The organism is Mycobacterium sp. SM3041 (genome assembly GCF_039668335.1).
GTDB lineage: Bacteria > Actinomycetota > Actinomycetes > Mycobacteriales > Mycobacteriaceae > Mycobacterium.
In genome coordinates this window covers 104,625-130,132 of sequence record NZ_JAYXBQ010000038.1, presented here as the reverse complement: position 1 = coordinate 130,132, position 25,508 = coordinate 104,625, and the positions used below count along the sequence as shown (strand labels likewise).

The 25,508-nt window shown below is 63.7% G+C and carries 13 protein-coding genes; 8 read left to right on the top strand and 5 right to left on the bottom strand.

What is annotated here, in order from left to right; all coding sequences use genetic code 11:
• The first annotated feature begins 69 nt into the window (after positions 1-69).
• Positions 70-1,488 (top strand): SDR family NAD(P)-dependent oxidoreductase, encoded by a 1,419-nt coding sequence (locus VXD91_RS11005; protein ID WP_073695743.1) that lies wholly within the window; start codon positions 70-72, stop codon positions 1,486-1,488.
• 25 nt (positions 1,489-1,513) lie between these two features.
• Here the strand turns inward: VXD91_RS11005 and VXD91_RS11000 are convergent, their stop codons facing one another.
• Positions 1,514-2,803, bottom strand: coding sequence for a DUF2786 domain-containing protein (locus tag VXD91_RS11000; protein WP_073695744.1), 1,290 nt, complete (start codon positions 2,801-2,803; stop codon positions 1,514-1,516).
• Positions 2,804-3,015: 212 nt separating this feature from the next.
• Here VXD91_RS11000 and VXD91_RS10995 point away from each other — a divergent pair, with 212 nt between their 5' ends.
• Entirely contained in the window at positions 3,016-3,408 is a 393-nt protein-coding gene (locus VXD91_RS10995; RefSeq protein ID WP_073695745.1) for a DUF4267 domain-containing protein, read from the top strand.
• A gap of 17 nt (positions 3,409-3,425) precedes the next feature.
• On the opposite strand, the gene VXD91_RS10990 is transcribed toward VXD91_RS10995, so the two are convergent.
• Both VXD91_RS10990 and VXD91_RS10985 read right to left on the bottom strand, forming a co-directional pair.
• Complete coding sequence (locus VXD91_RS10990; protein WP_073695746.1) at positions 3,426-4,325, bottom strand: hypothetical protein; 900 nt, start codon at positions 4,323-4,325, stop codon at positions 3,426-3,428.
• Between the two features lie 8 nt (positions 4,326-4,333).
• Positions 4,334-4,669 carry a hypothetical protein gene (locus VXD91_RS10985; RefSeq protein ID WP_073695747.1) on the bottom strand — a complete coding sequence of 112 codons (336 nt, stop codon included), beginning with the start codon at positions 4,667-4,669 and terminating at the stop codon, positions 4,334-4,336.
• 277 nt (positions 4,670-4,946) lie between these two features.
• Here VXD91_RS10985 and VXD91_RS10980 point away from each other — a divergent pair, with 277 nt between their 5' ends.
• Positions 4,947-5,261 carry a hypothetical protein gene (locus tag VXD91_RS10980; RefSeq protein WP_073695748.1) on the top strand — a complete coding sequence of 105 codons (315 nt, stop codon included), beginning with the start codon at positions 4,947-4,949 and terminating at the stop codon, positions 5,259-5,261.
• 12 nt (positions 5,262-5,273) lie between these two features.
• Here VXD91_RS10980 and VXD91_RS10975 read toward each other — a convergent pair whose 3' ends face one another.
• Entirely contained in the window at positions 5,274-7,898 is a 2,625-nt protein-coding gene (locus VXD91_RS10975) for a hypothetical protein (RefSeq protein ID WP_073695749.1), read from the bottom strand.
• Entirely contained in the window at positions 7,895-9,415 is a 1,521-nt protein-coding gene (locus VXD91_RS10970; protein ID WP_142239574.1) for a hypothetical protein, read from the bottom strand. Before VXD91_RS10970 ends, VXD91_RS10975 begins: the two co-directional genes overlap by 4 nt.
• A gap of 569 nt (positions 9,416-9,984) precedes the next feature.
• Between VXD91_RS10970 and pglW the strand changes: the two genes are divergently transcribed.
• From pglW to brxD, 5 genes are read left to right on the top strand one after another with little or no spacing between them, the layout of a single operon-like run.
• Positions 9,985-14,163, top strand: coding sequence for a BREX system serine/threonine kinase PglW (gene pglW / locus VXD91_RS10965; protein ID WP_083612207.1), 4,179 nt, complete (start codon positions 9,985-9,987; stop codon positions 14,161-14,163).
• The gene (gene pglX / locus VXD91_RS10960) at positions 14,160-17,771 is read left to right on the top strand and encodes a BREX-2 system adenine-specific DNA-methyltransferase PglX (protein ID WP_073695751.1); all 3,612 of its coding nucleotides are present in this window, start codon (positions 14,160-14,162) and stop codon (positions 17,769-17,771) included. The genes pglW and pglX overlap by 4 nt, the downstream gene beginning before the upstream one ends.
• Positions 17,726-21,553: a DUF6079 family protein gene (locus VXD91_RS10955; protein ID WP_073695752.1), complete on the top strand. Its 3,828-nt coding sequence runs from the start codon at positions 17,726-17,728 to the stop codon at positions 21,551-21,553. The genes pglX and VXD91_RS10955 overlap by 46 nt, the downstream gene beginning before the upstream one ends.
• Positions 21,544-24,174 (top strand): BREX-2 system phosphatase PglZ, encoded by a 2,631-nt coding sequence (pglZ, locus tag VXD91_RS10950; protein WP_083612208.1) that lies wholly within the window; start codon positions 21,544-21,546, stop codon positions 24,172-24,174. The genes VXD91_RS10955 and pglZ overlap by 10 nt, the downstream gene beginning before the upstream one ends.
• A complete protein-coding gene (brxD, locus tag VXD91_RS10945; protein ID WP_073695755.1) occupies positions 24,171-25,508 on the top strand; it encodes a BREX system ATP-binding protein BrxD in 1,338 nt (445 codons plus the stop codon). Before pglZ ends, brxD begins: the two co-directional genes overlap by 4 nt.

Sequence of the window (25,508 nt, the reverse complement as noted above, 5' to 3'; positions counted from 1 at the left end):
CGGTCGACGGATCGGGCCAGCCGGTTCGCTAATTGGCCTGCTGCGGCCCCGTCCCCGTACCCTTCCACGGTGACCGCGATCGATCCTGACCAGCTCAGCACCTGCCTGAAGGTGCTGTCTGAGGTGAGCGCGCTGCCGCCCGAGCATCCCGACGCCATTGCCGTACGCCAGGCCACCGCCAAGATGTTCAAGGAATTGAAGAAGGAGCGCCGCGCCGCCGCACGCGACCGGGTGGCGGCCGCTGATCGCGCCGTCATCGCCGCGACCGCCACGGGCGCGCCGGGACGGATCGACGACGAAACGCAGGGATTACCACTGGTGTCCACCGCGGTCGGCGCCACCGCAGGGACGCTGCTGCGATCCCAGCACTGCTACATCTGCAAGAACCACTTCACGGTGGTCGATGCCTTCTACCACCAGCTGTGTCCCGAATGCGCCGCCTTCAACCGGGCCAAGCGGGACGCCCGCACCGACCTGACCGGGCGTACCGCGCTGCTCACGGGTGGGCGCGCCAAGATCGGCATGTACATCGCGCTGCGTCTGCTGCGCGACGGCGCACACACCACGATCACCACCCGGTTCCCCAACGACGCGGTGCGCCGCTTCGCCGCGATGGAGGACAGCGCCGACTGGTTGCACCGGCTGCGGGTGGTGGGGATCGACCTGCGTGACCCGGCCCAGGTGGTCGCGTTGGCCGACGAGGTGGCCGCGCAGGGGCCGCTGGACATTCTGATCAACAATGCGGCGCAGACAGTGCGTCGCCCGCCGGGCTCGTACGCCGCGCTGGTGGAGGCCGAGCGCACGCCGCCACCCGAGCTGGTGGACGTCATCACCTTCGACCACGTCAGCGACGCGCATCCGCATGCCCTGGCTGGGAGTCTCGGCGAGCACCCCGCCCCACACGCCCTGACATCGCTTGCGCTGCAAGCCCGTAGCGCGTCACCGGAGCGGATTGCCGCCGGCCTCGCGATCGACGCGGGCGGGCTGCTGCCTGACACCGCGTCCGTCAACAGCTGGACTCAACGGGTGCACGAGGTCGACGCGATGGAGCTGCTCGAGGTGCAGCTGTGCAACCAGACGGCGCCGTTCATTCTGGTCAGCCGGCTGCGCCCGGCTCTCGCCGCCTCGCCCGCGCGGCGCAAGTACGTGGTGAACGTGTCCGCGATGGAGGGCCAGTTCAGCCGCGGCTACAAGGGACCCGGGCATCCGCACACCAACATGGCCAAGGCTGCGCTGAACATGCTGACCCGCACGAGCGCGGGAGAGATGCTGGAGCAGGACGGCATTCTCATGACCGCCGTCGACACCGGGTGGATCACCGACGAACGCCCGCACCCCACCAAGCTGCGGCTCGCCGAGGAAGGCTTCCACGCACCGCTGGATCTCGTGGATGGTGCTGCGCGCGTGTATGACCCGATTGTGCGCGGGGAATTGGGCGAGGATCTCTACGGGTGCTTCTTGAAGGATTACGCGAAGAGTCCTTGGTAGGGATACCCGTTGGGCCGAGCGCTGCTCACCCCGCGATCGGGCGGCGCACATCCAGCTGGGCAAGGTCGGCGGCGATACGCCCGGCTGACCATCCGGCGCCGTCGGATGCCGACATCACGCGGGGGATCGTCGATGGGAAGAGCCGGTCGGTGAGGTCATCGGTTGCCTGGCTGCGCGCTGCCAGCACCGGAAGGAGCCTGTCGAGGTCCAGTTCGGTGGCCGCCGTCGTCGAGGTGGCGGTGAGGCGTTCACCGATGCGTGCGGCGTACGAGAGGAGAAATGACTGGCGGAACGAGCGGGTCCGGGCCTGCGCGCCGGTGGTTGTGCGGCCCACCGCCAGCATCGCACGGTTGGCCTGGACCAAGAGCGAAGTCGAAAGCAGCTCAACGAATTCCAGGTCGCAGTCGGCACCGATGACGGCGACGAATCCGACCTTCTCCGCGCACACGATGCGACACCGGTTGGCCGTAGCCACGGCCTGCACCAATGCCGACTTGGCGATGACGTAGGGATTGTCGATCCAGATTCGGCGAGCGGTCGCCTCGGCTGCGCGACCGCGCTCGTGGTCGCGGATCGCGTGGTGCAGCGAGTATCTGCTCATCAGTTCTTGCGCCTTGGCCGACAGGGTTTCGGCTTCTTCGGGAAAGTTGGTGGCCTCAGCCTTGGCCAGCAGCGCGCGCACCCGGCTGAGCGCTTTGGCGTCGGCCGTGTTCGGCTCGATCGCGCCATGCTGGTGCTCGCCGGGCAACGGCAGCAACGGTTGGAGTTTCGGGAGGGTTCCCAGGAACCGCAGCACCTTGAGCATGACGGTCAACGCCGCGTGATGGTCGATGGCGTTCCTGTCCGCCCAGTCCCGTAGCTGCCAAGCGCCGGGCACGACTGTCGCGGGCAACGCGGCGAGTTCGGCGCGCCATCGGGGATGCAGGGTGGAGACGGGATACTGCCGGGACTCGCGAACGACGGCCTCGGCGAGATAGCCGGCTGCTGACGTGTCGAGGCGGCGGCGGGCGAACTCGTGCAGATCGTTGGGTGACCACCCCACTCGCCACGCGACGCCGATCGCGTCGGTCAGCGCCGCTTCGGAGGCAATGTCGAGATCATTTGCCCGACTGGGGAATTCGTTCAGTAGCTCGGCGGCGTGGAAGTCCGCGTCGTGGGCGGGGCAGTGCGCTGAGTTATACAGGGCAGCGGTGAGGTGGTCGAGGATGGCGGCCCGGTCGTACCCGGGATCGGTGCTCCGGCGTTCTCGCCGGGGCGATGTGCGGCGGCGGTCCTGGTGCTTGGTGGTGCGCTTCTGGCGGTTACGGCGGCTCATGCCGGGAGTCTGGCGCAACGGTCCGACAAGTAGCCGCGACTATCACCCACACCGCCGCGGTGCGGTTCAGTGCAACCGGGCCGCGTCGCCGGCGCGGCGCAGGCACGTGGTGAAACGCTGGAGCTGGGGGATGGTGCTGAGCGCGGGTATGGACGGACACGACCGGACCAACGTGCCCGCATGCGGCGGCGTGACGCCCTACGCTGCGAATCATGTCGATCGACCGTGTTGGGCTTGTCGTCGGTGGTCTCCGCCTCGCGTCGGGGGTTTCGTTCCTGGTCGCTCCGGCTCGGGCGAACCGGCTCTGGGGTGACCCCGAGAAGCCGACCGGATCCACGTGGTTGCTGCTGCACTCGATGGGTTACCGCGATGCGCTGATCGGCGGGATGCTCGCTGCGACGGCGCTGCGGGGCCGGGACACGCGAGGCTGGTTCCTGGCCTCGGGTGGTGCTGATGCGGCAGATCTGTTGGGCAGCATGGGTGTTCATCACGAGATGAGGCCGTCGCAGAAGTACATCGGGCTCGGCGGCGCCGTCGCGGGGATCGGTGTGGGCTTGTGGGGTGCGTCGCGGCGGCGGTCTCGTGGAGCCGCCGCTACTGCCTGATCGGGGGTGAGCGCGCGTTATGCGGCCATCCGCGCCGCGGTGGCCGCGGCGATCTGGTTGAGGTGGTTTGTGGCGACTTGCACCGAGCTCTGGTGGGGGAGTGCGTCGACGTACTCGTAGGTGATGTGCGGCAGGGTCGGCGGGTTGGTCGCGTAGAAGGCGACGGCCCGGTCGATGGCTTCGACGAGCGCCGGGCCGCCCACGATCGGGTCGGTGACGAACGCCAGCACCTGCTGGGCGAGGCTGCCCTGGCCGGTGAGGCCGGCGATCAGCGCGACGGCGGCGTTGATGCTGATGCCGAGCTGGACGGCGGCCTTGTAGACGGCGGTGATGTCTCGGCCGGCCTGGTTGTTGGGGGTGGTGGTGTAGAGGTCGCCGGGATTGGCGAAGTCCCACCAGGTGTCAATACCGTTGCTGTCCTTGGGGATTTGTGCGGCGGTCAGGTTGGTGACGGCGATGCCGCGGCCGCCCGGATCGGTGCCGCCGGGGAAGGTGTGGCCGGTCAGGCGCCAGGGGTTGCCGAAGGTGTAGCCGCCGATCAGGTTGGGCCGGGCCCATTGCAGGCTGCCGGTCATGATCTCGGCGAGGACCCGCGATGCGGCCTCGGCGCCCTGGCTGTAGCCGCCGAGGGCGAAGGTCTGCTTCGGGTAGTTGTTGATCCACCCGATCGCATTGGTGACCGCGATCCGCACCGACTCGGCGTAGCTGGGGGAGAGCGGCGCGCCGGGCGGGATGGGACCGAACGTCCAGGGGGCCTGGATGGGGACTTCGAAGACGAGGTCGGGGTCGGCGGCGCGGACCACGTCGGAGGGATAGCCGGTGCCGGGGGCGGCCCACGTGCCGGCAAACGTCAGGACGGCGTGGCGGACGTGGTAAACGCCGGAGATGTTGGCGGCGATATCACTGAAAGTGGTCATCGCTCAGCTCATTTCGCGGTGGTGGGGAGTCCGTTTGCCTTGCGCCACTGGATGGCGAACTCCATGAGTTCGATGAGCACGTCACCGCTGTCGCGGGTGATGCCGTCGCTGAAGGTGTGCACCCAGGCGATCTGCTCGGCGGTGGTCACCTGCTGTTCGAAGGCGTCGAAGGTGCCCTGGTAGTTCTGGCCGTTGTGGGTGGAGTTCCATGGGCCGCGGTTGGGGTCGTCGACGATGTCGCCGATGTTGCGGGGATGGCGGGCCAGGACGCGGCGCCAGGGTTGCGGCATGCCGTTGGCGGTAACGCCGGAGATGTCGGTCTGGAGCGATTGTGCATCAGCCATGGTTGGGCCTCCTGGTTGGTATGGGTCGGCTGGTCGGCCCGACGCGGCGCTGCGGCGGGCTGGAAGGGCTTGTTGGCGCGGGCTTTTGCGATGCGAGGGGCTGACGGTCGCCGGTTGGTGTGCCCGGGATCGTGGTGTGCGCCGCCTCGTCTGTCGCCATCGTGTCGTCCGTCCTGACGGTGATGTCTATTTCCACAGTAGGCCCGTATGGGTAGGTGGTCGAACTTGTCGGTGGTGGGTGCGACGATGTGCGACTCACTCAAATTGGAAGGAAGACATGAAGAATTTGTTGGTGGCAGCGATGACGGTCGGGGTGGCTGTGGCGTTGAGCCCCGTTGTCTCTGCGGAACCCTCGTGGACGATGCCGAATCTGGTCGGGATGGATCTGCAGGGCGCTCAGGACGCGATCCAGTCGCTGACCAAGGGTGCGGTGTGGTTCAGCGGGTCGACGGATCTGACAGGCAAGGGACGAGCGCAGATCATTGACCGGAACTGGCACGTGTGTACGTCGACACCGGCGGCGGGGGCGACGATCACGACGAGTACTGCGGTCAGGTTTGGGGTGGTGCGGGATACGGAGAAGTGTCCGTGAGTCGGTTCGTCGTCAAAACAGCGCTTGTATGCGTTCGATGCTGACGCCCACTTGATCAGCCAGGCTCACCACGTGTGCTGGTGGGGCGTCGAATGAATATGTGTCGCCGCGTGGAGGTCCTTCGCTTAGAAGCGAACTTGGCGTACTCAAAGATGAGGGGAGGCGGGACACTCGCCAGCAGGTGTTCTCCGCAACTGCGAGGGTCGTGTTGTGACGGAGCAGAACGCATTTTCCTCGGTCGGTCTGAACGAAGACACCGCAGGTCTTCTCATACTCACCGATCACCGTTGCGATCTTGGCGGCCACCAAACGCGGGTTGGCTTGTGCTGCTGAAACGAGCCATAGCCCATCGTCGAACTCGACGTTCCAACCCTTTTCAGCTACAGCGTCGTCAACGGCGGTTCGAGCGGCGGCGTTGGAATCGTGTATGTAGTCTTGCGCCAGCTCAATCACCGCCTCGACGCCTGCAAGTCCCGCAACTCGGCTGTAACCCTCGGCGGGCCGATAGAGATACTGCTCGCTGAGTTCGATCTCAGCCATGGCGGCGTACAGGCTTGCAGTCTCCCAAGCCTTTTTGAAAATCAGGTCTCGCTCGCGACCGCCATGTAGGGAAGCATCTTGGGCGAGTAGAGCGAGTCCAACGGCAGTGAGCGAACCAAGAAAGTCAAGCGCACGATCTGGTATCGCTTCGTCCGCGGTAGGCGGGAGCGCGGCAATCGCATCAGCCAGCGGTGCTCGCCATTGCTCGTCGTCTGGGCCCCACACTCCGGCTGCGAGGAGGTCCAAGACAAGTTGAAGGACGAGCATCCGGAGTTCGAGGCTGGGGCGTGGAGTGTCCCGCGACTTTGCGGCGAGTTTGATTGCGAAGCGTCGCATCTTTTGTCGCATGGCGACCGGCACGACTGGTGGCGGCCGCCCTCCGGACTCCTCGTCATCGGCGATCGGATCGACAGACTGGGGATCTTCGTCCTCGGCAATGTCTTCCGAACCACCAGCGAGATCAATGTCCCACTGTTGCAGCCGTGACGGAGTAGGCGCTCTTGTTACAGAGGCGAAAGGGAACAACGAGACGGTAAAGGTCGGGCCTATAGTCGCTTCGGTTCCTTGGAGCCACAGAGTCCATCTGTCGGTGCCGGATGTACGGGCAGAATGCTGACGAGCTGGGCGAGAAATGTCCGGCTGGCTGCGTTGGCTCGCATTCTCGGCGAGCAGCCGAAGGAGATCGGTTTCAAAGCGTCTCTGCAACTTCTCGTCACCAAAGAAATCCCCAAATTGCTGCTTCAACCGAGGCGCAGATGAATTCACCTGTCGCGGAAGGCATCGTGTCGTATCGGTAAGGAAGACAGCGGGGGACGTGTAGGGGTGCTTCGGATCGTCGATTACGGCGCGCACTGCCGCACCCATTTGCTCTGGTGCTTGAAACCGCTCCACAACAACGTCGCTGACGCTTGTGTCGTCGGGCCGGACGACATGGCACTGCTGCCATGTACCCGGGCCACCATTGGGCGACGTCTCAATCACGATGCGAACCGACGAATCCATGATCAACTCAACAGTGATGCCCTCTGGTTCCCGGCGTGCACCGAGGAGCGTTACCGGTGGGCTCTGCCGGCGCTCCTCTGTCGCGGACAGATTCGAGCGCTGCCGAATGGTCTCTACAGCTACATTTGTGCCCTCGGGTAGCAGCGTCTGGTCGACTGGAAAGCTCACCGCCAGCTCGCAATTGCCGCCTCTCTCCGTGCTGGAAAGGAGTGCTGCATAGCTCAGGTTCGGGCTTCCGATCAGCGCGGTCGGCTTGCCGTCGACCGTCCATTCCACCAACTTCCCATGTCTCACGCGTCCGTCAGAATCAGAAAGATCGCGAAACATTGCCCCGGGAATGTGCGCGGTCACGGCGGCGAGGCTGGCTCCGTCATAGCTGCCCAACCTCGGTTGTACGCCGACGATTAATTCCTTGGGGTTGAACCGTGTAACAAGCTCACGGACTGCGGCTGACGCGTGGTCGAAGAATGGCGCACTGAGCGCTAGCGAGTTCACCTCGACAGCTGGCAATTGGTCGATTATCGGTGTATCGAGATTCCCCAGGATTCGCAGTGCGGGCACCGAACCGTCCGTGAACTCGGGTGTGACCATGTCTGCGATCTCGGCGACGGTGGATGCAATCCAAGTGGGCATCTTGACGTGGGTGTGAAGGTGCCGCAGCCAATCTGCGAGCGCAGACAGTGCGGCAGGGCCTGCCTTTCGACTTGCCTTCAGAACCAGCCAGAGTTCGTCGTTATGGCCCCAGCCGGATGTTGTCGGATTTCCGGATCCGATCGCGACCCAGACGTCGTCCTCCCCGATAAGGACCACGAGCTTGGGATGGAACGCTCCGCGGCACACTACATTCGCATGCTGGTAGGACGTTCCAGCGAGGCGCACATCGGCGGTGTCGTGAACAGACTGGTGGGCATCGGCGAGCACAGTTATCCGTGCGCCCAACCCGCGAGCTAGTGACACGCAACGCTTCTCGAAGAAGACAAGGTCCAGGGTGTATCCGGTGATTAGTACTTCGAGCAGCCTCGCGGTGTCGGCTCGTTGTTGCCACTGGCGGATTAACGTCAATGGGGATTGAAAGTCGAAGCGGACGTGTGTCATTCGGGAAGTCCTAGGAGCGCACAGCCGATGGCGGTTAGCTTTGGAGCGCCGTTCGTCTCGGTGAACACGCCGACTTGCGTACAGACCTGGCCTAATTGGTATGCGCGTACCCCGATGTTTCCGGCACTTTCGCGGCTCTCGGCGAACCAACGCCCTTCTCGCTCATGGAGTTTCGTTGGCAGGATCATCTGGCCGCTGTTTTCGATGCGCATTTTTCGAAGTGAAACTCGATGTGATTGGGCGAGCATGTCGTCGACGAGTGCGCACGCGAAGTCGCCGAGCGAGCGGGACTGGTATTCAGTGTGTTGTCCCCGCACCCAGTGTGGGTCTAGGTAGACACGACGCTGAGCTGAACCGCCTAAGAACGAGGCAAGCACCTCGCCGTCCAGGTAGTCGAGGCGAAGCCCGCCAAGGAGCAGGATCCCGATTGACGCTTTCACCCCGGAGTACTGCTCACCGACTGCCTCCTCCGCCGCGGCAGGATGGCCGTTCGCTTGGACGGGTGGCAGGCCTTCGACGAAAGAGCCGACCGTGCCATTCCCGACCTGGCTCCGGGCCCACTCGTGAAGTTGTTCGCGACTGACCGGGTCGGCAGCGGAAATCACCTCGTCGACAAGTGCCGACCACAACGCACGCCAGGCTCCGACCGAATGATGTCGAAGTAGCGTTCCGCGCCATGCCTCGGACTGGCGTCGTTCCGCCACGAACACCGGGTCGTTGTCGATGTGATCTCCATATGCCACGCCGTCAGCCAGTGTGAAACGCCAACCCTTGGGGTTGGGGCACACTTGAGCCGATCTTCCGAGTATCCGCAATGTTGATCGCCGCATCCGGTCGGCGGGCAACCAGTCATCGGCGTTGTGAACACCGCTGTTGGTGCTACACAGCAGTTCTCGGAGCGGCTCGATGTCCGGCGATATGTCGTCCACGACTGTCAGGTCAAAGTAGGCTGCGACGTCTTCGGCCCGGGGGGCGCGAGCCACGGACATGGAAAGCAAAGCCTCGTACATCTGCTTGATGGTGTCGGGACATGACCTCGACCCCCGCCGGATTGCATTGCCCTCCGCCGCAGCGATCTTGAGGGTGAGCGCTGACCCTCGATACTGGGACCAATAGCCCCACGACCGGGTGGAGTACGAGCCAGCCCCGACGTCGGCGAGGCCATCCCCTCTACCTTTCTGAAGTAGGCGGCTGACTGTGTCAGCGCCGTGCATTTTTTGAGTGCCGGTCGTCTCGCTGGCTTGTGACTGCGCAGCGGAAGCCCAGGCCATAGCAACCTCAGCATTTCGGACCAGCGTTCGGCTGGCAGTGGCATCCAAGTCGCGCGTTGCGGCAACGTCTGCGAGCGCCCAGTAGAAGGAGAAGTAACGGGCGATGGTCGTCAGCGTCGTAACTCCCGGCACTAGCAAGCTCACCTGGGCCAGCACGGGTTGCTCGACTGCGAGCGGGTAAACACCACTTCGGGTGCTCAAGCCCGGTGCGCACCACGCCGGCCCTTCCACTGTTGCGACGTTCAAGGTTGTCTCCCCCCACTGCACACCCGGTCGCTCAGCATCGTCGCATTTCAGGACAGCGGACTTGTAGAGTTTCGTAGTCCTGAACGCACGGGTAGCTAGTCGCCTTCGCGGTAGTCACGGGGCATGTCGCACGATTGCGGTACATCGTCGTGCAATTGGCGTAGCTTGCGCGTTGTTAGATTCAATGTCGCTGTGCAGGTGTCGAACTGACCGCGCCGCATGTTAATCGGCGTTCTCGGCTATCTGCCTGATAAGTGCGTGAGCCGCTAAGGAACGAGCCATCCTGAATCACACGGTGCCGTGGACGGGGTTCCACCTCAAACGGACAGGGAACATCGATAACGCTGAGCGCATCGAGATCACTAACTGAATGATGGCCGACTGCGACACCGCCAAGGACGCCGCAAAGTATCTACGACCGAGTCGGGCTTCGCTATACGGTAATTCGACGACATACGAGTGACGTGACCCTATTTGTCGGTCCCGACAGATAGGGTCTCCGGGGTGAAGCGGTTGTGGTTGCTACGTGTGCGTGGGTCGCGCGCCTCCATGCCTAAAAGCAGGATGCGATGAAGCGTGACTCTCCACTGTGGAAGGTGATGGGTGAGCCGGCGAGCCCTGCTGAGGCTGCCGCGCTCGATGCGTTCCGCGAGCTGCTCCCAGACGATGGCATCACTACCGCCTGGGCAAACCTGACCTTCATAAACGACCAAGGGCGCACGGCCGAGGTCGACGTACTCCTGCTGACGGCTCACGGGATGTATCTCGTCGAACTCAAGGGCTGGCATGGCACGATCCGCGGCAATGCGCAGCGTTGGGACCATCGTCAGCGCAACGTCGAGAACCCCCGACTCGCGGCCGATCGCAAGGCGAAATGGCTGAAGGGTCTACTGCAGGACCGCACGCCGAACCGATCCGCCAGGGGACAGGTACCCCGCATCCACGCCGTCGTGGTCATGCATGGTGAGGGCAGCACCGTCAGTATCGCCACCCCCGGCGACATCGGAGTGCTGACCCTTGACGGCTACCACGTCAAGTCTTCGCCCCACCTCTTGAAGTTCTCCGATTTCTTGGCCCAGCCGCCGCAGGATTTCCGGCAACCGATCGACTACCAGCGGGCGAGACAGGTTCGTGCGCTCTGTGATGCGGTGGGATTCACACCAACACCTAAGGTCCGGATGGTGGGTGACTTTGTCGTTGCCGACGACGAGCCGATCGCACAGGGGCGGGACTGGCAGGACGTGCTGGTTAACCTCCCGGCGTTGCCCGATGTCAAGCGTCGACTGCGCCTGTACGACGTGCCTGCGACGGCGTCGCCCGCGGACCGCCAGCAGATCGAGCAGCTTGCGCAGCGTGAGTTCCAGCTCACCCAGGGGCTGCGGCACAGCGGTATCGCAGTTCCGATCGACTTCAAGCGGACCGATGACGGCCCGGCTCTAGTGTTCGAGTACGACGCCAAGGAACTCCCGCTTGATGCCTACCTCGCGGGGGAGGGAGCCGAGCTCGATCTTGAACACCGCATCGCTCTGGTGATCCGCCTGGGCGAGATTCTGCGGTCCGCTCATAACGTTCACCTGCGCCATCGAGCGTTGTCGCCGCGACGTGTGTGGGCGACCCCTGGTGCCGACGACCTGCCGCACCTCACGATTCGTGATTGGTACTTCGCTCAGCGTGACAGCTCGACCCGGAACGCATCCCGGCTGACCGCTATCAGTGCGGGTGTCGACGACATCATGGGTGTAGCCGACCAGGACGACTGGATCTGGCTCGCCCCCGAGGCTCGTCATTCGGTCGACGGGCTCCCTCCAATTCCGCTGGACGTCTATGGGTTTGGTGTGCTGGCCTATCTCATTTTGACGGGAAAGCCGCCGGCCGAAACTTTTGTGGAGTTGGAACAACGGCTGTCGGACGCGGGCGAGCTTGATCCCCGCGCAGCGTCGCCAGGCATGCCTGACGGTGTCGCCGACGTCGTGGCGTTGGCAACTCGTGCGGTCGAGTCGGAGCGGTTGTCAACGATTGAGGAAGTGTTGGAGCTTCTTCGGCGCGAGAGCGACGAGCTTCGCCGCGGAGACCAGGTCGAGGACCCGACACCGGTGAAAGACCCCGTCGACGCGCAAAAGGGTGACGCCGTAGCCGAACGCTTCATCGTGTCCGCTCGTCGTGGCGAAGGTTCCAGCGGCGTAGCGCTCGCAGTCCACGACACCGACTCGGAGGATCCCAACCGCGAGGTCGTGCTCAAAGTCGCTCGTACTGAATCGGCAGGGCGCCGGCTCGGGCTCGAAGCCGAGGTGTTGAGAGCGCTCGATCACCGTCGGGTGGTGCGGCTCGTCGCTGGGCCGCTCGACGTCGGAGATAGACGCGCGCTTCTACTCAGTGACGCTGGCAAGGAGACACTGGCTACCCGACTCTCCAAGGAGGGCCGGGCCACGGTGGGCCAGCTAGAGCAGTACGGCAGCCAATTGCTGGAAGCCATGATCTACCTGGAATCCCAGGGTGTCTTTCACCGCGACATCAAGCCGGCGAATCTGGGCATCACTCCAGATCCCGGCACCAGGAGGCCGTCCCTGGTGCTGTTCGACTTCTCTCTCGCGAGTGAGAGTGTTGACAACGTCGCGTCCGGCACACCGAGCTATCTGGATCCTTACCTCGGTCGAGGACGGCGACAGAAGTACGACCGGGCAGCCGAACTGTGGGCTGTCTCGACCACCCTCTTCGAGATGGCGACGGGGCAGCTTCCATGGTGGGGAGAGAGTGCGGGACGCCCCGCCGACCCGAGTGACCCGCCGATCATCGAGCCCACAAGTTTCGAGCCGGCCGTGGCAACTCAGCTCACGGCATTCTTCCAACGTGCCCTAAGCCCCGACATCGGTTCACGATTCAGCAACGCTGATGAGTTGGCAGTCGCGTGGCAGGGAGTGTTCGCCGCTCTCGACACAAAGGAGGATGGCGGGGCCGGAAGCGACGACCTCGCCGACGCCGCTACGCTCGATACCCCTTTGGAGCGCGCGGGCCTGTCCGCGCGGGCGTTGTCCGGCGTGTCGCGTCTCGATGTGGCGACCGTCGGGCAATTGCTGGGCGTCCACCCGACCCGGATCAACTCGGTACGAGGCCTCGGGGAGACCTACCGCAAGGAAATTCAGGCAAGAATTCGCGGCTGGCGGTCACGGCTCAGCGGTGCGGAGGACATCGGCACTGGTCAGCCGATGGGCACAGAGCGCCTCGTCTCCTTACTGGTAGACCAGCTCAAGGGTGCAGAGCAGACGGTGATCGAGCGGCTCCTTGGACTATCTGGTGACGCGGCCGCCGGTGAATGGCCCTCCACGGGAGACACAGCCCGATCATTTGGGATGACCCGAGAGCGCGTCGCGCATGTGGTGGATCACGCAGTCACGGCGTGGGGCAAGAAGGCCCGCCCTGCCATCGATGGCGTGCGAGACGAAGCGGCCACACTCCTTGCCCGCAACGGCCGAGTGATGGCGGTGACGTCCCTCGCGAACGCACTGGTTGCCCAGCGCGGTTCTCTGTTGGACGGGGACGATCGCCTTCGGCAAGGTGCCGCCTTGCTGCGGACAGCGTACGAGGTAGATGCGCGTATGCCCGAGCCAGCGTTGGAACTGCGGCGAGGTATCGGGAAGCGTCCCGACCTCGTCGCACTCCGAGAGACAGCAGACCCTGATGAAACAGGGCACGAGTTCGCGCCGGCCGACATCCTGACGGAGACGGCAATCGAGTTGGGCCGCCGAGCGGACGACCTTGTCGCTGCCGGGGTTGTGCCCGTCGCAACAGCGAATACCGCCCTGGTCGAAATCGTAAGCGAGGCAGGAGCTTTCCCGCTTATGGACCTGACAGGGCGTCGGCTCTTGACTCTGGCCGCCTCTGTCTCGGCAAAGGCTGCCGTCTCGGGGTTCGACGAGTTGTATCCACTTGACCTCGACCCCAAGGAAGCCGTCGAGCGCGCATTGCGCGGCAAACCTGGCCGGCGCATCAGCGAGGCCGCCGTCCGGCGCAGTGTGGCAGCACGCTTCCCGGAGGTGGCGCTCCCAGCTGCCTCGCAGCAACTCGATGCACTCGTTTCCGCGGCCCTGCCTGGCGTGGTGAACCGCAACGGTGTCTATGAGCTAGCTTCCGAAGTGCGCTCGGCGACGCATACCGCCAGCGGTTTCACGGTCTTCGCGCCGGTTGTGGTCGCAGAGGCCGCGACGAAGCTGGAAGAGTCGCTCTCGCGTAATGGTGCACTCACGCTGACCACACCACCCAAGCGATACGTGAAGGCAACACACGAACTTTCGAACCGGTACGGCGTCGAAATACTTGATGTGGCGTCACTTGTTGTGAATGCGGCGCGGGCACTCGCCGACCAGGGCGGAGCAAGCTGGGAGGTCGTTCTCGGCGCAGATGCCGAGCAGAAGGGCAGCGAGGGCTGGTCGAGACTCGTCGGCCTTGTCCAGCAAGCCCTGAAGCCAGCCTGGGAGGAAAGACTCGCAGCGGACAAGCCGTTGATCATCGTCAATGCTGGCCCGCTCGTGAGATATGGCATGGCAGAGCTTCTTTCGACGCTGCTCGATGTCGGGACTCCCCGCCCAGCTGCCCGCTGGCTGCTGGTAGCCAAGCAGGGCAGCCAAGCCGTCCCCTTGCTGGAGGGCAAGCCCGTGCCGCTCGGTCCTAGCGGCTGGGTCGAGCTGCCCGCAGACCTCTCGCTCCTTACAGAGCACACAATCACCCGCAGTAACTCAGGAGCACAAAAGTGATCGACTCGTCCGCCCTCCTCGCCGACCTCAAGGCGCAGCTCAAGCTTCTCCAAGCTGACCTGAAACAGCGCGCCGAGGACCCCTCGAACTCCTGGGGTGAGCGATTGAAAGAGGAGTACGCCGAAGCGTTCCGCCGCAAGCGGACCGGCTGGGATTGGGTGGATTGGCGCGACAACGAGGTCGACCAGGCTGCCGTGGCCTGGATTGTCTCAACGACTTTCCTGCGCTTCTGTGAGGACAATGATCTTCTCGTCGGCGCCAAGATCGACGGTCTGCCTATCGCCGTTGGCTGGATCGCCGGACCGGGTGACCGGGTGCAGCGCGCTGAGGAGAACCTCACCGCCTATTTCCGTGACAACCCGACTCACAACCGTCGTCACTGGCTCCAACAGGGGTTTGCCGTGCTCGCCGCACAGCCGGCGGGGCAGTCATTGGTCGACCCGAAACACAATCCGGTGTGGCGGGCAGAGATCAGCCCGGAATCGGCGACTGCGCTGATCGCATTCTGGCGGCGCACCCATGAGGGTGGCGCTCTCGTCCATGACTTCACGGACCCCGACCTCGAGACCCGATTCCTCGGTGACCTCTACCAAGACCTTTCGGAACATGCCCGGGATACCTATGCGCTGCTGCAGACGCCGGTGTTCGTGGAGGAGTTCATCCTCGACCAGACGCTGACCCCTGCGGTTGCGGAGTTCGGGCTCGACGGCCTCAAGCTGATCGACCCCGCCTGTGGATCAGGGCACTTCCTGCTCGGTGCCTTCGAGCGGCTCAACCAGGCGTGGCTCGAAGCCGCACCCGGACTTGACGCCAAGGAGCGGGTGCGCCGAGCGATGGCGTCGATTCACGGCGTGGATATCAACCCCTTCGCCGCAGCGATTGCCCGGTTCCGACTCACTGTTGCCGGCCTGAAGGCGGCGGGTGAACGGTCGCTCGTTGGTGTGCCGGCGATGGGATTCCGCCTCGCCATCGGCGACTCACTGCTGGGCATCCAAGGTGGCCTTGCTCAGACGATTGACTTCGAAGAGGACGATGCCGTGCCTGCGTTCTCCTACGACACCGAAGACCTCAACGAGTACTTCGGGATTCTTCAGCCAGGCCAGTACCACGTGGTGGTCGGAAACCCGCCGTACATCCAGCCGAAGGACAAAGCTCTCAATGCGCTGTACCGGGCCGCATACGTCTCGGCCTCCCGGAAGTACGCACTATCCGCGCCGTTCATGGAGTTGCTATTCCGCCTCGCGATTCGCGGTGAGCCGGCACAAGGAGCTGGGTACGTCGGGCAGATCACGTCGAATTCGTTCATGAAGAGGGAGTTTGGTAAGAAGCTCATCGAGTATCTATTCGCCGGTCATGCCATCGGCAACCCGATCGATCTCACAACGGTTATCGACAGCTCGGGCGCCTATATCCCCGGCCACGGAACCCCGACGGTGATTATCGTTGGCCGCCGCCGCAGACCTGTTGCCGATCGGGTGCGTGCGGTTCTTGGTGTACGCGGTGAGCCTGGCCAACCAGCGGACCCTTCGCAGGGTCTGGTGTGGACCGAGATTGTGGAGCACGTCGGTGGTCCTGAATACAACGGAGACTTTGTCACTGTGGCCGACCTCGATCGAAGTGTTTTATCGGCGCATCCGTGGTCGCTTACCGGTGGCGGCGCCGCTGAACTACGTGAGGCCATTGAGGATGCAGCACCTCGCAAGCTTGGGTCGGTAATGGAAGAAGCGGGGTTTTCCGACATCACCGGTAATGACGATGTATTTCTTATGCCCCCGCGAGTGGCGACCAGAAAACGAATGGAAACCCAATGTCGCCCGTTTGTGGAAGGTGACGTCGTTCGCGACTACAAATTTGATTCTCGTTCGGTCGCCTTCTTGTCGATGACTGCTTCGGGCAGTCCGATTGAACCGCCGCTGACCGCGATTCAGCACGTGTGGTTGTTCCGGAAGTTGCTTCGCTCAGCCATATACTTCGGAAAGACCCCAGAACAGCGAGGTTTGCGCTGGTACGACCACGCGATCTACCAGCCGGGAAAGCATGCAAATGGCCTATTGATCACCTACGCGTTCGTCTCCACGCATAATCACTTCGCTTTGGAGCGAGGGGGGCACCTGTTCAACAAGTCAGCACCTGTGATCAAGCTGCCAGAAGGTGCGACTGAGGATCAGCACCTGGAACTGCTTGGTGCCCTAAACTCCTCCACGGGCTGCTTCTGGCTCAAGCAGGTCAGTTACCCGAAGGGCGGCGACCCGGTGGGTTCGGAAGGTGCGCGTGTCAGCGCCTCGGGCTGGGATGATCGCTACGAGTTCACCGGCACGAAACTCCAACAATTCCCGCTGCCTTCGACGCTTCCGCTGGACCGCGGGCGCATTCTTGATGAGCTGGCGCGAGAACTCGAGGCCTCCACGCCGTCCGCTGTGACAGCGACCTGGCTCGCCAGTCCGACCGGGAGCCTGGGCGATTCGCTGCTGACCGCCGAAGCAGATTGGAGTCGGCTCCGGTCACGGATGATCTTCGAGCAGGAAGAGTTGGATTGGGAAGTCTACCGGCTGTACGGCTTGATCGATGCCGACCTGACGTACTCCGGTTCCGTCGTCGACGGAATTGCGCTGGGCCAAAGGGCATTTGAGATTGCTCTCGCTCGGCGTGTCGAGGATGGCTCTGAGAAGACAGCCTGGTTTGAGCGGCACCGTTCGACCCCGATCACTGAACTGCCCGACTCTTGGCCGGACGACTACGAGGCACTTGTTCAGCAGCGTCTTGACCTGATGGAATCCGACAAATCTGTTCGGCTTCTGGAGAAGCCGGAATTCAAGCGCCGCTGGGCCGTCACCGCCTGGGACGCACAGCGCACCGCCGCTCTGCAAGCGGCAGTCCTCGACCGGCTTGAAGACCCGGTCCTGTGGCAGGATCCGCAGGGGCCGATCACTAGGTCGGTGGCTGAACTCGCTGACCTGCTCCGTACCGACCAGGTACTTAAAGAGCTCGCTCGCGCCCTCACCGGCACCGCTGAGCCGGATCTTGGTGCCGTCATCGGAGGCCTAGTCACCGACGAGGCTGTGCCGTTCCTGGCCGCCCACCGCTACAAGCCTGCAGGCGTTGAGAAGTATCGCGCGTGGCAGAGCGTGTGGTCGCTGCAGCGGCGTGAGGACGCCGGCGAAAAGGTCACCATCCCGGTGCCGCCGAAGTACTCGCAGGGCGACTTCCGGAAGACGTCGTACTGGAAGGCACGGGGCAAGCTCGACGTACCGAAGGAGCGTTTCATCTCATATCCCGGTGTGGCGCGCGAAGGAGACGCGACACCGGTGCTCGGCTGGGCTGGCTGGTCCTACCGAGACCAGGCACTCGCCCTCGCCCGCGAGATTCCTGTCCAGCAGGCGCTCGGTGCCGACGACGAGGCCCTGGAGCCGCTCGTCGCAGGACTTGTGGAGTTGGAACCCTGGCTGACGCAGTGGCACTCGGAGATCGAACCTCAGTTCGGCGCCAGCCCCGCCTCGGTCATCACAGGCGTCGTTGACCAGTACCTTGCCCGTATGGAGAAGACACGCGATCAGGTGACGGCGTGGACACCGCCGGCCACAACCCGTGGACGGAAGACGTCGCGATGACCAGCTTGTCTTTGCCTTTGCGGGACGCGATCGACATCCCGTACGCCGTCCACGACGACGACTTCGTCCTACAGATCCACCGCGCACAAGAAGCGGCGTCTCAAACACTCGCCGACTACGTGGTCACCGAGTCGATCGCAGAGTCGTTCGAGAAGGGACTGACGCTGGTCGAGGCCACGCTGTCGAGCGGATCCTCCAAAGGTGCCTTCATCCACGGCTCGTTCGGTTCCGGTAAGTCGCACTACATGGCCGTCATGCATCTCCTCCTTGCCGGCAACCCAGATGCCAAGGCGCTGCCCGGCCTCCAGGCCCAAGTCGCTAAACATGATGCCCTGCTCAACCGCAAACTGCTCGCGATCGACTACCACCTCATCGGGGCAGAGTCCTTCGAGTCAGCACTCTTCGGTGGCTACCTCGCGACCATGAAAAAGCGCCACCCAGATGCGCCGGTGCCGGTGCTGCACCGGTCGGAGTCGCTGTTCGAGAACGCCGATCAGTTGCGCTCGCAGCTCGGGGACGACCAGTTCTTCGCCCGGTTCGAGGCAAGTGGCTCGGGTTCCTCAGGCTGGGGCACGTTCGCCGCCACGTTGACTCCTGAGACGTATGACGCTGCACGCACCAAGCCAGCAGGCGACGCCGACCGCCAGCGTGTCGTAGCCGACCTCGTTCGCACCTATTTCCCAGCCTTCGAGAACACAGGTACCTGGCTGGACATGACCGACGGTCTGCAAGCCATGACCGCGCACGCCAAGAACCTCGGTTACGAGGGTGTCGTGCTCTTCCTCGATGAGCTGGTGCTGTGGCTGGCCAACCACCTGCGCGACACCGCGTTCATCCAGACCGAAACCTCAAAGGTCGCCAAGCTCGTCGAGACCGGCATCGGCGCACTGCCAATTCCGTTGGTGTCCTTTGTTGCTCGTCAGCGCAACCTCAAGGACTTCCTCGGCGGCGGGGCGGTCGGTGCGGAGCAGGTCGCCCTCGATGACTCCTTCCAGTGGTGGGAGGGCCGCTTCGAGAAGATCACCCTCGCCGCAGCTAACCTTCCCCAGATCGTCCACAAGCGACTCCTCGAGCCGACCAATGAAGTCGGTCGGGACGCCCTCGCCGCGGCAGTAGCTCGGGTACGCGCGAACCCAGTGGCCTTCAAATACCTGCTCACCGACGAAGCCGGCTCGGCCGCCGTCGACTTCGAGCAGGTCTACCCGTTCTCACCTGCGCTGGTAGACGCCATGGTCGCGCTCTCGTCGATCATGCAGCGCGAGCGCACGGCGCTGAAGATCATGAGTGAGTTGTTGTCGCGCGGTCGTGACGAGTTGACCGTCGGCGACGTGATCCCGGTCGGCGACCTCTTCGATGTGGTCGTCCTTGGCGACGCCGAGCCGCTGACCGACGACATGAAGAAACTGTTTCGTGCCGCGCGTGCCTTCTACACCCGAAAGATGCATCCCTACCTGCTGAACCGGCACAGCCTGACCGAGGAGGAAGCGAAGGGACTGCCGCGGAACCACCCCTTCCGGCGCGACGACCGGCTCGCCAAGACGCTTTTGGTCGCTGCCATCGCCCCGGGCGCACCGTCGCTGAAGGACCTCACCGCCTCGAAGCTGGCGGCGCTCAACTTCGGCACCGTGGTCACGATGATTCCTGGGCAGGAAGCAATCCAGGTTGTCGCACTTGCCCGCGAGTGGACGACAGAGTTCGGTGAAATTACCGTCGGGTCGCCAGCGGGTGATCCGGTCATCACCCTGCAACTGTCGGGCGTCGACTATGACTCGGTCCTTGTCCACGTACAGAACGAAGACACTCACGAAAACCGGCGCAGCTTGCTGCGGCGCCTGCTGGCCGAGCAGATCGGTGCCTCGCCGACTGGCACGTTGGGGAGCGAATACTCCCTTGCTCATGTGTGGCGGGGCCAAAAGCGCGAGGTTGATGTCGTATTCGGGAACGTCCGTGACGCACGGGCGCTGCCTGATAGCGCTCTCACCGCCACTGGCGGACGCTGGAAACTGGTGATCGACTTCCCATTCGACGACGCGGGCCACCCGCCGTCCGATGATGTGCTGCGCCTCGTGCAACTCAAGCTGGACGGTCTGGAGAGCGACACGATCGCGTGGCTGCCACATTTCCTGACCGCTTCGCGCATGGACGATATCGGCAAACTCGTCGTTCTTGACTACCTGCTGACCGGGGCACGGTTCGACCAGTATTCGACATCCCTACCGGTCAACGACCGCGAGCCTGCCCGAAGGCAACTCGCCAACCAACGAGATTCCCTGCGCGAACAGATCGTGCTGGCGTTGCGCCAGTCCTACAGCATTGATGCGCCGACTGATGACCACCTCGGCGAACGAGTGCCCGAAGGGAACACCTTCGTCACCCTCGCACCCGACTACGACCCGCAGAAACCGTCTTCGCCCTCCTTTGCCGATGCCGTCGTGGCAGTTCTCGGAGGCGGGCTTGATGCGCGTTTCCCGACCCATCCAGTTGTCGATCGCCGTACTGACGAAGTCCGCAAGACAGAGTTCAGCGCCGTGCTCGACCTCGCGCGCAATGCAATGGCACAGGGCGGACGCATCGACACCGTCGACAGAACCACTGCGAGCAAGGTGCGGCGGGTGGTCGATGCCTACGGCGTCGGTGCCCTGAGCGAAGTGACCTACGTCCTGGACACGGTGCGCTTTGCCTGGCATGACGACTTCACGAAGGCACTCGCCAGTGGCGATCCGACCGTCGGCGCGCTCCGAACCGCGCTCGCACCCACGGGCATGACCACCGATGCCCAGGATCTGTTGATTTTGGCGTGGGTGGCACTCACTGATCGGCAACTGCGCCGCCATGGGTCATCAGCAGGTTCGCCGGGGATCGGCGGATTGGCCAACGACATCACCCTTCAGGAGCCAATCCTCCCAAGTTCGGAGGACTGGACCAACGCCCTCGTCCGCGTCAAAGCGTTGTTCGGAATAGGGGCCAGTGAGCACCACCTGTCCAGCAGTGCTGTACAGCGGCTTGGTGACGAATTGATGGAGAAGGTCCGGCAGTTTGACCGGGGAGTGACTGACCTGGTCGGAGCCCTTGAAGGGCACAGTGACGTGCTCGGCTTGGAGGACGTGAGTCCCCGCCTTGGTACCGCGCGTCGTGCACGGGATCTGATCGGGGCTTTGCGCGATGCCGCAGACCATGTCGACCGGATTCGGGTGGTTGCCGAATTTGACTTGCCGGACGAACTGCAGCCGCTTGCCCGATCGCTCGCCACTGCAGCCGTTGTCGCGACAGCTATTCAGGGCGCGAATTGGCAGCTCCTGAACCAACTTCCGAGTTTGGGCGGAGAGCGGTCCGCCGCTCTCCTTGCCACGTTGCGGGCCGCTGCCGAAGCCGACCAGATGCACGCGGATTTGGCTCCCGCCCTTGTCTTAGCAGCTCGAGAGATCACCAAGATCCTCGTCGAGCAGCGTCCCAAGGATCCTAAGCCCGACCATGTGGCCGACGAAGAACAAGAACGAATCCGTCGTGAGCAAGAGGACCAACGTCGACGCGAGCAAGAAGAGGAACTCAAGCGGCGTGAGCAGGAAGCCGCCGACCGCGAGCGTCGCTTGCGGGAACAGGAAGACGAGTTCCGCCGTCGGCAAGAGGAGGCGCAACGCGAAGCCGAAGCACGCGCCAGCCAGCAACACACGATCGAAGTCGAGGCGGTTTCGCAACTCGAGTCTCTCGTCAAGAATCTGACAGCCGAACTCAGCCGTCCGGTGGAGGGCAAGAAGTTGAGGATTGACTGGCGATGGTTCTGAGCGAGCGGCTCCGCACCGTCAGCATCTCGCCGGCGATGGTGCAGCAGAGAGCAGCAGACCTGGTCAAGTCGGATGCCCAGATCCTTTTACTTCGTGCGCGTCCCGAGTGGAGACACGGCGATGTCAAGGTTGGGGACGCAGTTGTCCGAGTACTGCCAGGTGTGTCTCAGCTCGCCGTTCTCGACATCCTGGCGTCGTTGGCAACTGATGAGCGAGCAATCGTTCTGACCGACCGGCCAGCGGAGGACCTTGGCGACGCAGTTCTTGCTCGCGCGTACAAGAATGTCATCGAACTGCCAGATGAGTGGCAGGCCGTTCCTCGGCTGTTTCCTGGGGCGATCGAGGTCGGTCGCGACCTCCGGCGTCTGGATTGGGCCGCAACAGCACTGCTCGATCACCAGCCACCAGGTGGATGGCCGCGATCGGTTGAACCCGCGCTCACCGCTCGCCATGCCGTCGGTTCTCTCCTCGCACGTGTTCTCGGACTGAGTGCCGAGGTTCAGCTGGATGGCGTTGTGCTCCTGACGGCGTTGGGGAGACGAAACGTGCGTGCTGCGTGGGCCGCGATTGATGCGCCGTTGCGTGCGCACTTGATCGATTGGGCTGGAACCGAATTGGGCGATCCTGCAGCCGTTGCCCTGCAGATCGCTCAGCGCAATGAGCACGTCACCCCACTTGCCGTTGGCCTGGTGTTAGACGTCTTGTGGCCTGAGGACGGTGTTCCGCCCACGGAGACACAGATTTCCGCGCGGGTGCGGGTCGAGGCCTTCATCGCTGGGAAGGCGGTTCCTGTCGACGTCGCGAAGGCCACTGCGCAACTGGCCAAGGCGGCCGTGCTGCGCCTAGAGGTGGATAACCCTCCCGAACTGGGTGTCGCCTTGCAGCAAGCAGAAGCACTCCTCGGTGACCTCGGCTGGGCTGAGGGAACCGAGCGATCGGCCGTCCTGCATCCTGGGTATCTGGCACGTGTCCGTGGACTCGCGTCGGCGCTGACCTCCGGTGACAACGTCGAGCAGGCACTAGCTCACGTCCTTGCACACCGCGACGCCGATGCCTCGCAGGCACCGGCGATGGCCGTGCGCCTCCATCGCTGGCTTGCCACCAATGAGAATTCCTCAGCATCACTCGGTAGCGATCTCCAACGACAGATGAACGACGGTGCGTGGGTGGACGCCGCCACCGGTGCTGTGTGGCATGGTTCCGATGACCCGACTGTCACGGCTGCGTATCAACAGCTTCTCGACAAGGTGCACGGGCGCCGCAAGCAGCGTGATCGCGCCGCAGCATCGCGACTAGACCAAGTCAACGGGGCTGACGACCAACACGCGATCGGTGTGGAGCGACTGCTCGCCGAGATCGTTGATCCGTGGCGTCGCCAAGGCGGTGCAACTCTCATCGTGCTGGATGGAATGAGTAGCGCCATAGCCACAGCGCTCGCTTCCGAAGTTGCCCGGTTGGGCCTTGTGGAGTGGGTTCCCTCGTCAACGCACGCACGGCGTGCTGTGGCGGCGGCGTTGCCATCGCTGACGAACGTCTCTCGCGCTTCGTTGTTCTGTGGTGAGATCTGCTCAGGCACCGGTGAAGACGAGAAACGCGGGCTGTCAACGGCATTCCCCGGCGCAAAACTTTTCCATAAGAACGACCTGCGGTCCGAAGGTGGTGCGTCGCTGCCTAGCGATGTGATGGCCGCGGTGAGGGATGGCGCCATTCCCGTTGTCGGAGTGGTGATCAACGCAATCGATGACGCGACCCATAAGAACGACCTGTCAGCGTGGAATTGGGATCTGCGTTCGCTCGATCCTCTGCGAGCGCTCCTGGAGGCCGCCATCTCCGCCCGGCGCGCAGTTATCCTGACGTCAGATCACGGCCACGTCGTCGAGCGCGGTACCGAGGCGCTGAGCGTCAGCGGTGCCGATTCCCGTTGGCGGCCGGCCTCGGCCGGTGCTGCTGGCGATGGAGAAGTGCTCGTATCAGGGCCGCGGGTGATCGCACCAGGAGGCGAAGCGGTGTTGCTCTGGCGTGATGACGCGCACTACGGCCCCCGACATGCGGGCTACCACGGTGGTGCCAGCCTCGCGGAGCTGACGATTCCGGTACTCGTGTTTCAAGCTGCTGCAGTGGCGGCCGGGGCACCTGGGTGGGAGCCGGCCGCGCCGCAGGTGCCGTTGTGGTGGAACGATCCGGTCGCCTCCACCGCGGAGGCCCCGACGAAGCCCACCGGGCAGCCGACGAAGACGAAGGCGTCGGGTCAACGTGATGGGTTGTTCGAACTCCACGAGTTGCCCACGTCGACGAAAGCCCCCGCGGGGATTGTCGAAGCGGTGCTTGCATCGACCACGTATGCCGAGCAAAAGCGGATGGCAGGTCGGCGTGCGCTCGACGACGGCACTGCCGGGGCGTTCTTGCGCGCACTGGTGGATCGTGGTGGTCGCGCTCACCAAGACACGGTGGCCGCTGCCGTCGGAATTCCAACCGCCGAGTTTGGACAGGTCTTTGCGGCCGTTCGGCGGTTATTCAATGTCGACGGGTACGGCGTCGTCGAGCTCGACACCGATGGCGTCACGCTGCGGCTCGATGAGTACCTCCTGCGCGAACAGTTCGACGTCAGAGGCGCGAGATGACCGACGTCTCGGGCGGCATCAGCCCGCGCCGTCGCAAGGACATCATCGATGCGCTGCGCCGCGGCACCGTGCCACAACAAGGGCTCGACGTCCTCGCTGTCGGTCTGGGCCGCTTCGAGGAAGCGATCGATGAAGAGCTGCAAACGGTTTCCGGCGGAGGCGCCGTCTTCAAAGCCGTCCGCGGCGAGTACGGCTCCGGTAAGACCTTCTTCTCCCGCTGGCTCACCGAGCGCGCCAAGCGCGCAGGGTTTGCAACCTCCGAAGTGCAGATCAGCGAGACGGAGACGCCCCTGCACAAGTTGGAGACCGTGTATCGGCGAATCACCGAGAACCTCTCTACCTCGACCACTCAGTCTGGTGCTCTTCGAGACGTCATTGATGGTTGGTTCTACATCCTTGATCACGACGTAAAGGACGGGGCCGGACAGCCGACCGGTTCGGAAGAAACACTCGAACTCCTCCACCGCCGGCTCTCAGATGTCTCGAAGGAGGCGCCGGCTTTCGCCGCGGTGCTGCGGCAGTATCGGTTGGCGCAGGCTGCGGGTAACACTGCGGAGGCAGATGGACTATTGGCATGGCTCGGTGGTCAGCCTCACGTAGCGGCCTCCGTGAAGCGTGCCGCGGGAGTGCGCGGCGACCTCGACCATTTCGGTGCTCTCGGTTTTCTTCAGGGTCTCCTCACGGTTCTTCGCGATTCGGACTACGTGGGGCTTGTCATTGTTTTCGATGAAGTTGAGACGTTGCAACGCATGAGAAGCGATGTTCGGGAGAAGTCGCTGAACGCACTTCGGCAGCTTATGGACGAGATCGATGGCGGCCGATTTCCTGGTCTGTATCTCCTTCTCACGGGAACGCCCGCCTTCTTCGACGGACAGCAAGGCGTGCAGCGTCTTCCGCCACTGGCCCAACGTCTTCAGACTGACTTCACTACCGACGCGCGCTTCGACAACCCGCGCGCAACGCAGGTCCGCCTCACCGGCTTTACACCAGAGTCGCTCTTGGAGCTAGGTAGTCGTGTTCGAGACATCTACGCGGCCGGAGCTAAGAATCCTGAGCGGATCAGGAGCGTCGTCGACGACGGCTACTTGAAGGACCTCGCTGCCGCGGTCGGCGGCGAGTTGGGTGGACGAACCGGAATCGCACCGCGGCTCTTCCTCAAGAAGTTGGTGTCCGACGTCCTCGACCGCGTGGACCTCTTCGAGGACTTCAATCCACGCCGCGATTACCACCTCACTGTCAGCACCGACGAGCTGACGCCGGCGGAGCGGGAGGCGCACGCGCGCACCAACCGCGCTCCGGCAGTAAGCGTCGACGAAATCGAGTTGGACCTCTAG